The 16,192-nt window shown below is 41.7% G+C and carries 13 protein-coding genes; 8 read left to right on the top strand and 5 right to left on the bottom strand.

The window, feature by feature from the left end; translation table 11 throughout:
• The first annotated feature begins 1 nt into the window (after nt 1).
• A complete protein-coding gene (locus B5D47_RS03120; RefSeq protein WP_078930361.1) occupies nt 2-2,611 on the top strand; it encodes an endonuclease MutS2 in 2,610 nt (869 codons plus the stop codon).
• Nucleotides 2,612-2,725: 114 nt separating this feature from the next.
• Nucleotides 2,726-2,884, top strand: coding sequence for a hypothetical protein (locus tag B5D47_RS11400; protein ID WP_159443475.1), 159 nt, complete (start codon nt 2,726-2,728; stop codon nt 2,882-2,884).
• Between the two features lie 62 nt (nt 2,885-2,946).
• On the opposite strand, the gene thrA is transcribed toward B5D47_RS11400, so the two are convergent.
• Nucleotides 2,947-5,442: a bifunctional aspartate kinase/homoserine dehydrogenase I gene (thrA, locus tag B5D47_RS03115; protein ID WP_078930360.1), complete on the bottom strand. Its 2,496-nt coding sequence runs from the start codon at nt 5,440-5,442 to the stop codon at nt 2,947-2,949.
• Between the two features lie 236 nt (nt 5,443-5,678).
• On the opposite strand from thrA, the gene B5D47_RS03110 reads away from it, so the two are divergent.
• Both B5D47_RS03110 and B5D47_RS03105 read left to right on the top strand, forming a co-directional pair.
• The gene (locus B5D47_RS03110; protein WP_078930359.1) at nt 5,679-6,608 is read left to right on the top strand and encodes a nucleotidyltransferase family protein; all 930 of its coding nucleotides are present in this window, start codon (nt 5,679-5,681) and stop codon (nt 6,606-6,608) included.
• Nucleotides 6,609-7,457, top strand: coding sequence for a type I phosphomannose isomerase catalytic subunit (locus B5D47_RS03105; protein ID WP_078930358.1), 849 nt, complete (start codon nt 6,609-6,611; stop codon nt 7,455-7,457). It abuts the gene before it with no gap.
• 74 nt (nt 7,458-7,531) lie between these two features.
• Here B5D47_RS03105 and deoD read toward each other — a convergent pair whose 3' ends face one another.
• The 3 genes from deoD to B5D47_RS03090 are packed head-to-tail and all read right to left on the bottom strand — an operon-like array spanning nt 7,532 to nt 9,544.
• A complete protein-coding gene (gene deoD, locus B5D47_RS03100) occupies nt 7,532-8,236 on the bottom strand; it encodes a purine-nucleoside phosphorylase (protein ID WP_078930452.1) in 705 nt (234 codons plus the stop codon).
• 52 nt (nt 8,237-8,288) lie between these two features.
• Nucleotides 8,289-8,909 carry a chromate transporter gene (locus B5D47_RS03095; RefSeq protein ID WP_078930357.1) on the bottom strand — a complete coding sequence of 207 codons (621 nt, stop codon included), beginning with the start codon at nt 8,907-8,909 and terminating at the stop codon, nt 8,289-8,291.
• Between the two features lie 26 nt (nt 8,910-8,935).
• Nucleotides 8,936-9,544 carry a chromate transporter gene (locus B5D47_RS03090; RefSeq protein WP_078930356.1) on the bottom strand — a complete coding sequence of 203 codons (609 nt, stop codon included), beginning with the start codon at nt 9,542-9,544 and terminating at the stop codon, nt 8,936-8,938.
• A 100-nt stretch (nt 9,545-9,644) separates the two neighbouring features.
• Between B5D47_RS03090 and B5D47_RS03085 the strand changes: the two genes are divergently transcribed.
• The gene (locus B5D47_RS03085; RefSeq protein ID WP_078930355.1) at nt 9,645-9,872 is read left to right on the top strand and encodes a hypothetical protein; all 228 of its coding nucleotides are present in this window, start codon (nt 9,645-9,647) and stop codon (nt 9,870-9,872) included.
• Nucleotides 9,873-9,949: 77 nt separating this feature from the next.
• Here B5D47_RS03085 and malQ read toward each other — a convergent pair whose 3' ends face one another.
• A complete protein-coding gene (malQ, locus tag B5D47_RS03080; protein WP_078930354.1) occupies nt 9,950-11,515 on the bottom strand; it encodes a 4-alpha-glucanotransferase in 1,566 nt (521 codons plus the stop codon).
• A gap of 433 nt (nt 11,516-11,948) precedes the next feature.
• Here malQ and B5D47_RS03070 point away from each other — a divergent pair, with 433 nt between their 5' ends.
• From B5D47_RS03070 to sufB, 3 genes are all read left to right on the top strand, one after another.
• Nucleotides 11,949-13,814, top strand: a complete 1,866-nt coding sequence (locus B5D47_RS03070) for a methyl-accepting chemotaxis protein (RefSeq protein WP_078930352.1) — start codon at nt 11,949-11,951, stop codon at nt 13,812-13,814.
• Between the two features lie 110 nt (nt 13,815-13,924).
• Nucleotides 13,925-14,677: a Fe-S cluster assembly ATPase SufC gene (gene sufC / locus B5D47_RS03065; protein WP_143592592.1), complete on the top strand. Its 753-nt coding sequence runs from the start codon at nt 13,925-13,927 to the stop codon at nt 14,675-14,677.
• Between the two features lie 18 nt (nt 14,678-14,695).
• Nucleotides 14,696-16,102, top strand: coding sequence for a Fe-S cluster assembly protein SufB (sufB, locus tag B5D47_RS03060; protein ID WP_078930350.1), 1,407 nt, complete (start codon nt 14,696-14,698; stop codon nt 16,100-16,102).
• Nucleotides 16,103-16,192 lie beyond the last annotated feature (90 nt).

Genomic DNA, 16,192 nt, shown 5'->3' with positions numbered 1-16,192 from the left:
AATGTGGCACAAAAAAACACTCGAAGACCTTGCCTATTTTAGAATCCGCGACACAATTGCAGGATTTTGCGCAGGCGAAGAATCACAGGAACTTTTAAAAACAAAACTTCCATTTACAGAAACCGAAAAAATCGAAGAATTAAAAAATCTGAGCCGGGAATGGGACACAATTCTCAATTCAAAATCTTCTTTTTCTATAAAAAGCTGGAATCCGGTTCATTCTTTTTTTAAGATTTTACGGGTTGAAGGAACAACTCTCGACCGCGAACAGCTTTTTGCAATTTTACAGTTCGCAACTTCGGCTCTAAACGCAGAAGAAACAATAAACACCGCCTCAAAAACACTTTCCGTAAAAAAACTTCATTCACTCTCACAGACTCTTCCGGAAAATGAGCTCTTGGCGGTAAAAAACGAAATTTCGCGGGTCCTGGACAAGGACGGACAACTAAAAGACCTTCCTGTTCTACGCGAAATCCGCGCAAAAATCGCCCAGCTTCACTCAGAAATTGCAGGAGCGCTCAAAAAGTACACGGCAGATTCAAGCCTTTCAAACGTGCTTTCGAGCAATGTTCCGGCTTTCAGGGCAGACAGACAGGTTCTTGCAGTAAAAGCAAATCAACGCGCACGAATTTCGGGAATTGTCCACGAAGTAAGCGCGTCAGGCCAGACAATTTTTATTGAACCTGATGAAGTCGTACGCAAAAACAACGAGCTTATTCAAGAAGAATTTCATCTTCAGAGCGAAACACGAAAAATCTTTACAGAACTCACGGCAAAAATAGCGCCCTATGTTGAATTCATTTCTTCCGCCCTCAAAATTTTAATCAAACTCGACCAGACGTGCGCAGCTGCCCGCTGGGGAATTGCAAACGACTGTACATACGCTCTTTCCTGCACAGAAAAAGACGGAAGCTCTCTGCCGCCGGCCCTCGTCGCAGCAAGGCATCCGCTTCTTGGCGAAAAAGCCGTTCCAATCGACATGAAATTTTTAAGCGAAAAAAATGTTCTCATAATTACAGGCCCAAACACCGGCGGAAAGACAGTCAGCCTCAAAACATTTGCGCTTTTTGCGCTTTTAAACCAGACAGGATTTCCTCTTCCGGCAAAGGACGGCACAAGGCTTCCTGTATTCAACTCGCTTTTTGCAGACATCGGCGACGAACAGTCGATTGACCAAAGCCTTTCAACTTTTTCCGCACATATGAAAAACATTGCGGCAGCGGTAAAAAAGGCAGATAAAGACAGCCTTGTTCTTCTGGATGAACTTGGCAGCGGAACAGACCCACAGGAAGGCGGAGCAATCGGAATGGCAGTTCTTGACCACCTTATCGAAAAAAGAGCATTCGTTCTTGTCACAACCCACCACGGAATTTTAAAAAACTACGGTTACACAAACAAATTTTGCATAAACGCAAGCGTAGATTTTGACACGGACACGCTAAGCCCGACCTACAGACTTCTGATGGGAGTTCCGGGAGAAAGCCACGCCTTGGACATTGCAAAGCGCTCCGGCTTAAGCTCAAAAACAGTCGAAAAAGCAAAACACTACATTCAAAGCGAACAGGCAGACGTAAGCACGCTCATAAAAGGTCTTACCGAAAAATACGCCCAGCTTGCAAAAGCCGAAAAAGAAGCAGCAGACCGCGAAAACAGGCTAAAAGAAAAAGAACTCAAACTGGAACAAAAACTTCTTCGCCAAAAAGAAAAAGAACTTGAGCTTAGAGAACGGGAACAGCAGGAATCAGGAATCTTTGTTTCGCAAACCCGCAAAAAACTCGAAAACCTCGTGCGCATCCTCCGCGAAGGCGAAATCACCCGCGAAAAAACACTCAGCGTAAAACAGTTTTTAAACGAACTTACAGGAAAAGTCGAAGAATCTGACAAAGCCCTCGAAGAAGAAAAAATCCGTCTCGAAAAACAAAAAGAAGAATTCGAAAAAAAATTAAAGTCAGAACCAGTCCGTCTGGAAAACGGCATGCTCCTAAGCGCAAACAGTTCAAACCGCTCAAAAACAAACAAGGCAAGCAAAAAAAAGCTCAGCAACGCGCAGGCACTCGCACTGGCAAAAAACACATACACATCAGAAGAAGCGGAAAAACTCAGCGCACAGGCAAGCTCAAGTTTCGTAACAAAGGCGCAGACCGTACAAACCTCGCCGCTAGCCTTCGAAGCTGGAAGCGAAGTTCTGCACAGGGCGACAAAAACACGCGGAACCTTGATTTCAAGCATAAAAAAAGGTGTCTGGTCAGTTCAACTAGGCTCAATCCGGATGAATCTAAAAGAAAAAGACCTCGAGCTCATAGCCCCGACCAAGATTCGCACGACAGTCAGCATAGAACTTGCCCAAGACGTTTCAGGACAGGCAAAACCGGTATTCGAGCTGCGTCTCCTCGGAATGCGCGAAGAAGAAGCCATCAAAGCCCTTGCACGCCAGCTCGATCTCTGCCAAATCCACAATTTCAAAAACTTCTCGATAATCCATGGCAAAGGAAACGGCATTTTGCAGCAGTCAGTCCAAACATATCTTTCGCAATACCCGGCCGTCAAAAGTTTTCATTACGCTTCACCAGAAGACGGCGGATTCGGAAAAACATATGTTGAATTAAACTAAAGGAGGGGAAAGCCTTCCCCTGCGCGCCTGCTGTCGCCGGCCGCTACCCCTTCAAGCGGGGACACCCCGCAACGCCCCGCAAAAAACGGACAGAAACGCATTTTAACCGCACTAATGGCAATAGAACAGATTTCAAAAGAAACTAATAAACCTGCTGAAGAAGTTCTTCTCAACTTTATGGAATCAAATGCCGCAAAAATGCTTTATGACGACTCAACAAAACTCTGGTGGGATGGGCCGTCCGCTGTCGCCGAAGAATTTAAGAAGTGCTAAAACTCTGCCTTTATAAAAAAATCCGTGCAACATTTTCTGCCACACGGATTTTCTGTCAAAAACTACACTTCCGGATTAAAACTTACTGTTCTTAAGACGTCGCCAAATACTCCGGCCGCAGTAACGTCTGCTCCGGCTCCGTAACCGCGTATTGTCAATGGAATCGGTGTGTATCTTGCTGTTTCAAATACAAAGGCATTTTCACCGCCTTTTACCGCAAACAGAGGATTTTCCGGTCCCGCTTCCAGCATTCCGACAGAAACTTTTCCGTTTTTAATCGATGCGCCCATTCGCAAAACTTTATTCTGCTTTTTAAGCAAAGCCATTTTTTCAGCAAAATAAGAATCAACTTCCGGTAAACGGGCCATAAACTCGTCTACAGTTCCTTCTATGTTGAAATTTTCAGGAAAAATCGAATTCATTTTTATGTCAGAAAGTTCAATTTCCATTCCGGCTTCGCGCGCAATAATCAGAGCCTTGCGTGCAACATCAGTTCCTTTGAGGTCATCGCGAGGATCTGGTTCTGTAAAGCGCATTTCTTTTGCTTGTTTTACCGCTTCGCTAAATTTCTTGCCTTCGTCGAGCTTTCCAAAAATATACGAAAGAGAACCTGACATAATTCCGTTAAAACCTACAAGGCTGTCTCCAGATTTAAACAAGTTCTGCAAAGTATCAATAATCGGAAGTCCTGCGCCAACGTTTGTTTCGTACAAAAAGCGCACATGATTTTTGTTCGCAGTTTCACGCAATTCACGGTAATACTGCATAGACATTGAATTTGCACGTTTGTTAGGAGTAGCAACATTCATACCGGCATTTAAAACATCAAGATAGCGTTCTGGAAGATCATAGCTTGCCGTACAGTCAACAAAAATAGGATTTAGAGGCTTGTTTTCCTTTACAAATTTTAAAACCTCATCAAGATTCGTCTTTTTTCCAGAAACAGAAACTGCGTTTCTCCAGTCAGACAAATCAAGTCCGTTTCCGTCAAGAAGCATTCCGCGCATTGTCGCAATACAGCAAACTTTAATGTCGATATTCTGTTCTTTTAAAATCTTCTGCTGCTTATAAATCTGATCAAGCAAGGCTCCACCAATTGTTCCTGCGCCAAAAGCAAAAACCTCAATCGGCTGAGTTGTATTAAAGAAGAATCTGTGTGTTGTTTTTACGGCAATGTCGCCGTATTCACCGGCAATTACTGTCGAAATTGAGCGTTCGCTTGAACCTTGTGCAATCGCAAGAATATTTATGCTTCGGCTCGAAAGCGCGTTAAAGAATTTTCCTGCAACACCACGATTTTGCTTCATTCCGTCGCCGACAATCGAAACAATTGCGCAGTTTTCGATTACGCTTATCGGATTTATAAGGCCGTCACGGATTTCAAAGGCAAATTCAGATTCAAGAACATCTTTTACTTCTACGCTCTGGCTTTGGCGTACACAAAACGAAATTGTATATTCTGAAGAAGACTGGGTAATCAAAAGCATGCTGATTCCTGCGCGGCTTACTGCGGCAAAAATCCGGCTTGCAATGCCAGTTTTTCCTTTCATTCCGCCACCGCTTACAGAAACAAGGGCTGTTTTTTTCAGACAAGAAATTCCGCAGACAGGTCCAACTTTTTTTTCAGATTCAAAAGGACCGCGGCCAATTCTAGTTCCGCGTGCCTTTGGATTGTGAGAATTCAAGCTCCAGGCTTCGATTCCGCGGGCAACAAGAGGAGCGAGGGTTTTTGGATGAAGAACTTTTGAACCAAAGAACGAAAGTTCCATCGCCTCTTCGTAAGTCATATCGTCAACAAGAATCGCATCGCTTACGACACGAGGATCGGCGGTGTAGATTCCATCAACATCAGTCCAAAATTCAACTTTTTTAGAAGCAAGGCAGGCACCGATTATTGCGGCAGAAAAATCCGAACCATTGCGTCCCAAAAGACCCATTTTCGGCTCGTCGTCGGCATGGGCAGACCAACCGCATACAAATCCAGGAAAAAGAAGAATCTGCGCCTGAGAACATTCAGCGCCGTCGCGGTATGGTCCGAGGGCTTCCGAAGTTCTTGTATAATCAGGATCACTTTCAATCTGGCTTCCGGTTGTAAAAATAAATTTCCGGCTGTCCAAAACAAGAACATTCTGTTTTTTTGCAATAAGAATTGCATTTATAATCGGAACACAGCACAGTTCACCCATTCCCATTATGCGGCAGTAAATCGATTCCGGACATTCGCCAAACGTTGCGACACCAGAAAGAAGCTTTTCAAGCTCAATAAAGTTAGGCTCGATTTTTGCCATTGTAGAAGCAGCGTCAAAACCTTCCACAGAAGCATGAAGCTGGGCACAAATCTCTCCATGAGTTTTTCTTATGCCGTCTATGAAATTTGCAGGAAGCGAACCAGAAACACAGCCGTCAATAGCAGCCTGAAGAGCATTAGAAACTCCGGCAACGGCAGAAACAATTACGCTGATTCTGTCAGTTTTTGCCCTGCCAAGCATAATTTCCACAGAATCAAGCATTCTGCGGGCAGATCCCATCGAAGTACCACCAAATTTCAAAGTAAGCATACAAACCTCACAACTTTTTAGAAGTTTCAATTATAATAAATAAAAACTCTTGTTACAATGGAAAAACTTCTGTTCAAAAATCCGTAAAAAAAACAGCTCATCTCAATTTTTCTAAAATCACATTGCAAAAAAATCACAAAAAAACCGTTTTGTTGAAAAACTGAAATTTTAGTGCTAGAATAAATTTTGAACGCACAAAAGATGTTCTACAACAACATTTATTATTGGAGATTATTATGAAACCTACTTTACTCGTACTTGCAGCAGGAATGGGAAGCCGTTACGGCGGAATCAAACAGATTGATACAGTTGGAAAAAACGGTGAATGCCTTCTTGACTACGCTGCTTATGACGCAAAAAAATGCGGTTTTGAAAAAATCGTTTACATAATCAGAAAGGACATTGAAAAAGATTTCCGCGAACGTCTTTTTGACAGAATTGCAAAAAATATCGATGCAGAATATGTTTTTCAGTCGCCAGAAGCGCTTTTGACTGCCGACGAATACGCACTTTCTCAGACAGCCGGCCGCAAAAAGCCATGGGGAACTCTTCACGCTGTTCTCTGCGCAAAAAAAGCGCTCAACACTCCTTATGCAGTAATCAACGCAGACGACTACTACGGACGCTCAGCATTTGAAACACTCGGAAAATACCTTTCTTCTATCGACAATAACTGCACAGAACACGCAATGGTCGGCTACATTCTCGGAAAAACAATGAGCAGAAACGGTTCTGTAAGCCGCGGAATCTGCCAGACAAAAGACGGCTACCTTGAATCTATCACCGAAAACACAAAAATTTACTATACTGGCGAAAATTTCAGCGGAAACGAAATTGAATCAGATTTGAACGGCACAATCTACAAACTGACCGGAAACGAAACTGTCAGCATGAACCTCTTCGGCTTTACACCTGCCGCTTTCGACGAATTTGAAAAATACTGGGACGGATTCAAAAAAACAAACCTCGAGGCACAAAAAGCAGAAGCGCTTCTTCCTGTTGCCGCAAGTCAGATTATCAAAGACAACAAAGGCAAGATAAAAGTATTCACTTCCGAAGAAAGCTGGTTTGGCATGACTTATGCAGAAGACAAACAGGTTGTAAAAGACGCAATCGCAGAAAAAATTGCATCTGGCTACTATCCTGAAAAACTTTGGGACAAATAATTGAAACTTTTAACACCGATTCGCTCAGAAAAAGTATGGGGATACGAAGACTGGATTGCTTCAACCCACAAAGACGGTCCCCAGAAAGATTTTATTGAACTCGTAAAAGACTATCCTCTTCTTGTAAAAATAATTCAGGCGGACGACACGCTTTCGGTTCAAGTTCACCCGGACGACAAAACCGCCGTTGAACTTGAAGGCGAAGGCTCCCGCGGAAAAACTGAATGCTGGTACATTCTTGACTGCAAAAAAGGTGCAAAACTGATTGCCGGCTTAAAAGACGGATGCACAAAAGAACAGATTTCCGACGCAATAAAAAACGGAACGATTTCTGAACTTATGAACAGCGTCGAAGTAAAAAAAGGCGACTTCATCTTTATTCCAGCAGGAACTGTACACGCAATAGGCGGAGGAATTCGCCTCATGGAAGTCCAGCAGAGTTGTAACATTACATACAGGCTCTACGACTGGGGACGTCCGCGCGAACTTCATATCGAAAAAGGCGTAAAATCAATAAAACTCGAAGCAGACACAAAAGACTGCTTTTCTGACGGAAAACCATTCAGTTTTTCGCCAATCGCGCCTCTCGCACAAAATTTTGAGTGTCCGTATTTTTCACTTGTCCAAAAAGATTTTTCTGGCGGATATTCGTTTCTTGCCTCCAAAAACGAAGGCTATGAACTTTTATTCGTCGTAAACGCAGAAAAACTAAAGGCAACAGGAACAGCTTCCGACGGGCAGAAAGTCCTTTTTGAAAGCCTGAAAGCAGAACAGATTTTTGCAGTTTCTCCGGGAGAAAAAGTCACCCTCGAAGGCAAGGCAAAAATAATAAGAATTAAAGCAAAATAAAAAAAAGTGCCATAGGGCTTTTAAGGAACAATTCCGTCAAAACCTCCATGGCACTTTTTATTTCCAGTTTTTTTTCAGACCGAAATTATCGTTTCAAGGGCAATTTTCATCATATTTGTAAAGGTCGTCTGTCTTTCTTCGGCAGTAGTTTCTCCGCCTTTGAGAATATGGTCGCTAACCGTCATAATAGCCATTGCACGGCGGTTATATTGCGCGGCAAGAGTAAAAAGTTCCGCGCTTTCCATTTCGATTCCTTTTACGCCGTATTCTTTCCACTTTTTCCAGTTTGAATTGATGTCATAAAAAAAATCGGAAGAAGCAACAGAACCAACCGTATAGCGGATTCCCATTTTTTGAGCAACAGAATCGGCGGTTTTTACCATATTAAAATCGGCAGTTGGGGCAAAATGAAGTGCGCCAAACCTCTGGTTTAAAAGACAGGAATCAGAACAAGCAGAATTTACAAGAATCGTGTCGCGCAGTTCAAGCTCTTCAGAAATTGCTCCGCAGGTTCCGACACGAATCGCTTTTTTAACGCCATAATCCTTAAAAAGTTCAGTAGCATAAATCGAAATCGAAGGCTGTCCCATTCCAGTTCCCTGAACGCTTACAGGAACTCCCTTGTAAGTTCCCGTATAACCGTACATTCCGCGCACTTCGTTATACAGTTTTGGATTTTCCAAAAAATTTTCTGCGATAAATTTGGCACGAAGAGGATCTCCCGGCAAAAGAATATTTTCTGCAATTGCTCCAGCAGGAGCGTTGATATGTGTGCTCATTTTTCCTCCCTTTAAAACAGCGGTTATAACTTTTTTAATTTTACTTCCGTTTTTAGCAGAAAACAACTCCAAAAATCGCGCCTGCTAAAACTATAAAAACAGGGTGAAGCTTTGTCGTAAATAAAACGATAAGGCAAAGAACATAAAAAGCCGCATTAACCGCACTGATTATAATTCCGTTCTGCCAGGTTGAAATATCCGACGCTACAAAACCCGAAGTAACAGTAATAAGGGCAAGAATAAGAATTTTTGCCGCCGCAACAGCAATTACGCCAGAAACAGCAGGGCGCAATGTGGAAAAAGCGGCCTGGACGCCTTTTTTTTCGGAGAATTTTCCAAAATAGCGGGCAATAAGCATTATTACGATTAAAGAAGGCAAAACCTGTCCAAATGTCGTAATAATTCCGCCAAAAATGCCGTAAAGCTCAGTGCCAACATAAGTCGCAAGATTTATTCCAATCGGACCAGGAGTAGATTCAGAAATTGCAACCATATTGAAAAATTTTTCAGCCGAAAGAAGCTTTAAATTCTCAACCGCAATCTGCTGAATAATTGTAATTCCAACCTGACCTCCGCCGATTGTTATAAGCCCTATATAAAAAAACACCGCAACAAGACAAAAAAGTCCTGCCGCTGTATGATTTTGAATCTGTGTCATAATAAATTCTGTCATATTTTTCTCCAGCTAATTCTCTAAATTTATTTTTTTACCTGAGTGTTTCCGTCAGAAGTTGAATTTTCATTTTCAGAAACTTTCTTAAAATCACCGCGAAAACCTGCAATCAAAATTCCAAGAATACAGCTTCCAAGAATAATCCAAATTGTTCCGACGTTAAAAACAAAAATCAAAAGGAACGAAATCACAAGAAGAATAAAACCAAAAATATTTTTTACAGATTTTTTTGAAAATTTGTAAACTGCGCTGGTCAAAATCGCGGCAACAGCAACGTTAATTCCACGCAGCGCTTTTTGAACCCAAACGAGTTCTGCAAAATTGTTTATAAAAAGCGCGATAATCGTAATTATTATGAGAGAAGGAAGAACCATTCCAAAAGTCGAAACACATCCGCCAATTACGCCAAGTTTTTTGTAGCCTGTAAAAGTAGCGACATTTACGGCAATAATTCCTGGAGTTGACTGTCCAATTGCAAACCAGTCAAGAAGTTCTTCTGAAGTAGTCCATCCACGTTTTTCAACAAGCTCAAGTTCAAGAATCGGAAGCATTGCAATGCCGCCTCCAAAAGTGCATAAACCGACCTTGAACATTACGCTAAAAAGTTCCCACAAAATTTTTAATTTTTCTTTCATGTTGTTCACCTGCATTTTTTAATCCGTTTCAAGAAAAAGTTTGACGGAAAGATTTTTTACATTGATAATGATTATACAAATAATTGGAGGATTATAAAATATGGCAAAAAAATCTCGAAAATCAAAGGATTACTTCGGACTTCCATGGCTTGTAAGCGTGCTTCTTGCCCTCTTTCTTGGTCCGATAATGGGAATTTTTACAAGACTTTCCGAAAAAAAGATTGTGGCGACAATTCTGCGCATATTTTTCGGCTGGAATATCGTATGGCTGATTGACTTTATTCTAGTTCTCTTTGGAAAACCTATTCTTCGGCTAGTAAACTTTTAATTTTCAATAAAGCCATAAAAAAAATGAGGACAGAACTTGCTGTCCTCATTTTTTTTAATTTTCCTTGTATCTACATTCTATCTGTTGTATAAACAGTTCAATTCTTTAAGCCATTCGCACTTTTTGCTGGCAAGTTCTCCGTAAAGCATATCGCTTCTCATTCTCCATGACCAGTTTGCACAGGCGCTTCCCGGCGTATTCATTCTGCAATCAGAACCAAAACCGTACAAATCCTGCATTGGAACAAGGGCAAAAGAAGCTGTGCTTGAAAAACAAAGACTAACAAGTTTTCGACACAAATTTCCATCAGAACGCATTGCACAGGCCTCAGAAAAACCAACCTTCCGACCTTCCAGATACGACGCAATAAGGCACAAATTTTCTTCACAAAGAGAATTCAGCATTCCCTGGGTTGTGTCATTGTCGTGTGTTCCGGTATAAGCAACGCAATTTGCATTAAAAAAATTATGAGGCAAAAAAGCATTTACAAGGGAACCTTTTTTTTCTTCCGCACAATCAAAGCCAAACTGAATTATCTTCATTCCAGGAAGTCCGCACTTATCACGCAACCGGCGCACGCTGTCCGTAATTTCGCCCAGATCTTCGGCGATTAAAGGCAATTCACCGAGCTCATTTTTTACCGCCTTAAAAAGAGCAACTCCGGGTCCTTTGAGCCACTTGCCCTTTTCGGCAGTTTTTGAACCGGATTTTACCGCCCAATAAGAATCAAAACCGCGGAAATGGTCAATCCGCACATAATCAACGAGTTTTAAAATATTTTTTATGCGCAAAATCCACCATTTAAAACCGTCTTCCGCAATTTTTTTCCAGTCGTAAAGAGGATTTCCCCAAAGCTGGCCTGTCGGACTAAAATAATCCGGCGGAACCCCTGCGACAACCCTCGATTCTCCATTCTCCTTTAGCTGAAAATATTTTTGGTTTGCCCAAACATCAGCGCTGTCAGCACTTACAAAAATCGGAATATCCCCGATAATTTCAACATTTTTCGACTTTGCATATTCATGAAGCGCATTCCATTGAGTAAATGCAAAAAATTGAATCAATTTTGTCGTCAAAATTTCATCTTCGTGGCTTTTCTCCCATAAATCAACCGCATTTTTTTGGTAAAGCCTCAATTCTTCTGGCCAGGCTTTATTCCACATGCCTTCTTCGTCGTAATGCGATTTTATGCTCATAAAACAAGCAAAATCATCAAGCCAAAAATCGTTTTCTTTACAGAAATTTTCAAATTCAGACTTCAGACCTTTTAAGCCGCCGTCCAAAAGTTTTAGCGCAATCTTCTTTAAGACGCCGTTTTTCCACCAGACAACGCTCCCAAAATCAACATTTCCCTCAGTTTTTATGTAATCCGGCGGAACAATTTCGTTTTTTTCAGTCCAGCCACGCTCAACTAAATCCTCAAAATCAATCAAAAGCGGATTTAACGCAAAAGCCGAAAACGGCTGATAAGGCGAATCTCCGTAACCAGTCGGTCCCAAAGGCAAAACCTGCCACAATTTAGTACCAGAAGCCGAAAGCCAGTCGACAAAATCAAAAGCAGGACAGCCAATAGTGCCGATTCCAGCAGAAGCCGGCAAAGACGTAGGATGAAGCAATATTCCAGATTTTCTTTTTAAATTCATAAAAACAATTCTAGCACATTAAAATTTAAAAAAAATTAAAAATTCGTTTTTTCGTTTTTTTTCGGGCGGCTTTTTAGGACAAGCCTAAAAACCGTGCTTTCCACTGTTCCGCTCTCGCTCCAAACCGGCTTTGCCGGTTCGCCTGCGGCGCAGTTCCAATCCCTGCCGTGCGTAGCATAACTTTGTTATGCCAAATCACTGCCGCAGGCAGTGCCGTGCGCATATTGCGCACATCAAAATAAACGAGTTTTGCGTAAGCAAAATCAATTTTACAATAAAAAAATTGCTATCTTATCAAAAAACACAAATTGACGTAAGATTTTCTTTTATAAAAATCAAAAAACAAGTTATAATCGTAATAATACCTGAATACAGAGTTTAAAAGCATTTTAAATTCAACATTCAAATAAAATTTAATTTCTTGGAGAACAAAATGGTTGAAACCCAAAATATTTCTGAGCTGAAAATTCCAAAAAGAATTCCTGTTTATTACGCGCTTTTATTCGCCGTTACAATACTCAATGCGTTGCTTACGCTCGAATTTTTTAAGATTATCTCGTTTTCCGAAATTTTTTCAACTTTTATAAAACCAGTACCGCTTTTAATAGCCTTATTGATGGCTTCACTCCTGACGGTTTTTTACAAAATTTCTATAAAAAAGATTAAGGCATATGACGGCTCTTCTGAATCTGCAAAAAAAGTAAACAAAACAATAAAGATTCTTGAACTTGTTACAATTGCAATTGCCGTTCTTAACGGACCTTTCCTCGGTTTTTTAATCTTGAATTTCTGCAACGCAAACGGAATTGACCTTCCAAAAGTACCTGTTTTTCTTATATGCATAGCTTCTGTAGGACTTTTTACCTGTTTTTTCTATATCTGCTTTATGCAAAATTTTGAAAAAGCACTTCATAATGTTATTTTTTCCGAAGAAAACCTTTCCCTAAACCTCCTGCTGAGAACTTTGCTCGTAAACGGTTTTGCAGTTCTTGGTATTCTCTGTATTTCAATTGCGCCAATGTTTGTAGAAAACTTCGACGATCTTCCACCAAAAGTAGTTCTTTTCCGTTATATGTTCCCGGTTATAATTATGGGATTTTTTATTGCGCTTGCAGACTCGTTCCGTCAAATGAAAGGAACTTCTCAGCGCATTAAGCAGATGACAGACTTTTCAAAAGGAATCGCCGCAAAGGATTACACAAAAGACCAGCTTCAGGTTTTGAGCCGCGACGAATTCGGCCTTTTAATCAACTATTTGAACGAATTCCACAGTTCTACAAGAGCGCTTTTAAATGCAATCAGAACTTCTGTTAAAACCTCAACAAACACAGCAGACCAGCTTTCAAACACAATGATAGAAACAGCTTCTGCAATAAACCAGATTTCAAGCAACATAAACAATATTCAGACACAGACTTTAAATCAGGCCGCAGGAGTTGAAGAATCATCTACGACAATCAACCGCATGATTGAACGGATCGACCACCTTAACGACAGCATTTCCAGTCAGAAAAACGGAATTTCGACAGCCTCAAGCGCAATCGAAGAAATGGTTGCAAACATAAAAAGCGTTACGTCGATTCTCGAAAAAAACTCTGTTTCTGTAAAATCTCTCGGAAGCGAATCCGAACATGGACGCGAAAAAATCAATCAGTCTGTTGACCTTGCAGATTCAATCATTTCGCGCTCGGCAGGTCTTTTGGAAGCAAGCTCGATTATTCAGAGCATTGCAGAACAGACAAACCTTTTGGCAATGAACGCAGCAATCGAAGCAGCTCACGCAGGAGAAGCAGGAAAAGGCTTTGCTGTTGTAGCAGACGAAATCCGAAAACTTGCAGAACAGTCAAACACTCAGGGAAAGGTAATTTCCGGCCAGTTGGAAGAACTCAGCACTGTAATCCACAAAGTTGCAGAAAATACACAGGAAGTTCAAAAGCAGTTTGAAGTCATATTTGAGCTGACAACAACAGTAAGTCGTCAGGAAGATGTCATTAAGTCCGCGATGGAAGAACAGGCAGAAGGCAGTAGTCAGGTTCTCGAAGCAATGGGCGAAATCAAGTATTCTTCTGATTCTGTTCAAAAAGAGTCGGAAGAACTTAAAATCGGCGGAAAACAAATTATCGACGAAATGAAAATTCTTGCCGACGTTACAGTTCAGATAAAAAATGCAATGGGAGAAATCGTTTCTGGAACAGAAGAAATTACAAAATCTATAAAAGAAGTAAACAAGGCAACAGAAAACAACAAAGCCGATCTTGCAGTTCTGGACAATCAGTTTTCTTCATTCAAACTGGATTAAAACTATATTCAAACCTTATCCGGTCATCTGGCAATTTACCTGATGACCTTTTTTTTTAAGTTCGCAATAGTATTCTCTAAAACGCATATTTTCTATATAATTCGTAAATTATGGACAATTTATTACAGATTAAAGATTTATCAGTAAATATAGAAAATAAACAGGTTTTAACCGGCGTTTCTTTAAATATAAATGCCGGCGAAACTCATGTTCTTATGGGACCAAACGGAGCCGGAAAATCAACTCTCGGCTACACAATCATGGGAAATCCGCGCTACACTGTTTCTGGCGGAAAAATTTTCTTCGATGGGGAAGACATCACAAGCCTTCCGGCAGACAAACGCGCCGCAAAAGGTCTTTTTTTGAGTTTTCAGTCACCTCTCGAAGTTCCAGGGATCTCTCTTGAAAGTTTTATACGAAGCGCTCTTCAAGCAGTAACAGGACAAAGAGTGCGGCTTTTCCAGTTCCAGAAAGAGCTGAAAGAAAAAATGGCCCTCCTCAACATGGACGAAAGTTATGCAAAACGCGATTTGAATGTCGGTTTTTCCGGCGGAGAACGTAAAAAGAGCGAAATTTTACAGCTTTTAATGCTCAAGCCAAAACTTGCAATCCTTGACGAAACAGATTCCGGACTTGACGTTGACGCAGTCCGCACAGTTTCAAAAGGAATCGAAGAATATCAAAAGTCGGTAAACGGCTCTCTTCTCATAATCACTCACTCGACAAAAATTTTGGAAAGCCTGAAGATCGACAGAACGCATGTTCTTGTAAAAGGCAAAATCGTAAAAGACAGCGGAGCCGAACTCGTCGAAGAAATCAATGCCAACGGTTTTGAGCAGTTTGAAAGAGGAAATCTGGCATAACGCTTAAAGGACAGACAAATGGCAGAAAAAAACAACGAAATACCAGAAATTTCCGAGTCTCCATACGATTTTAGATATGAAGAAAAAGGATTTTACCGCAACAAGCAGGGACTGACAAAAGAAATTGTCGAAAAACTTTCAGAAGACAAGCACGACCCTGAATGGATGAGGGAATTCCGCTTAAAGGCGCTCGAAACTTACAACGAACTAAAAGTTCCGGAATGGGGACCAGATATTTCCGGACTCAATATGGAAGAAATCGTAACCTATGTTCGTCCAAACACGCAGATGCAGACAAAGTGGGAAGATGTTCCAGATGACATAAAGCAAACTTTTGAAAAACTTGGAATCCCGGAAGCAGAACGCACTTCCCTCGCAGGAGTTGGCGCACAATACGACTCTGAACTGGTTTACCACAATCTTCAGGACGAAGTGGCAAAGCAAGGAGTAATCTACACAGACTTTGAAAGTTCACTTTCCGGACCTTACGCAAATATGGTCAAAGAACATTTTATGCAGCTTGTAAAGCCTTCCGACCACAAATTTGCAGCTCTTCACGGAGCCGTTTGGTCTGGAGGAAGTTTTGTCTATGTTCCAAAAGGCGTAAAAGTCGAAATTCCTCTGCAAAGTTACTTCCGCCTTAATGCAAAAGGCGCCGGACAGTTTGAGCACACTCTCATAATCGTAGACGAAGGCGCGGACGTTCACTTTATCGAAGGCTGTTCCGCACCAAAATACAACGTTGCAAACCTTCACGCAGGCTGTGTTGAACTGTACGTCAAAAAAAATGCGCATTTGCGCTATTCGACAGTCGAAAACTGGTCAAAAAATATGTACAACCTCAACACAAAACGTGCGCGGGTTGAAGAAGGCGGTTCAATTGATTGGGTTTCCGGTTCATTCGGAAGCCACATTTCCTACCTTTATCCAGAAAGCGACCTTGTCGGAAGAGGCTCCCATGCGGAATTCACAGGCGTAACCTTTGCAGGCGAAGGACAGGAACTGGACACAGGTGCAAAAATGGTTCACCTTGCGCCAGACACAACTTCGCTCATAACCTCAAAATCGCTTTCAAAAGCCGGAGGTTCTTCGATTTACAGAAGCGCAATCTACATCGGACCGGAAGCAAAAGGCTCAAAAGCAAGTGTAAGCTGCGACGGACTTATGCTCGACAACAAAAGCCGCTCCGACACAATTCCTGCAATGGAAATCCACACGGACGATTGCGCAGTCGGACACGAAGCAAAGATTGGACGCATTTCTGGAGACGCAATTTTCTACCTTATGAGCCGCGGAATCAGCGAAGAAGAAGCGCGCACAATGATTGTTTCCGGTTTTGCAAATCCTGTTTCAAAAGAGCTGCCGCTTGAATACGCAGTCGAAATGAACAACCTGATTCGGCTGGAAATGAAAGGCAATATGTAAAAATACAAAGGGGCGCCTGCCCCTCGCTGCAAACCTGCGGTTTTCCGCTACCCCCTCTCCTGGGGAGTGCCCCAAGCCCCCGAATGCAGC

This window comes from Treponema berlinense, assembly GCF_900167025.1.
In the GTDB taxonomy this organism is placed as follows: Bacteria; Spirochaetota; Spirochaetia; order Treponematales; family Treponemataceae; genus Treponema_D; species Treponema_D berlinense.
The sequence above is the reverse complement of the archived record's forward strand: the minus strand, read 5'-3'. Positions and strand labels throughout refer to the sequence as shown.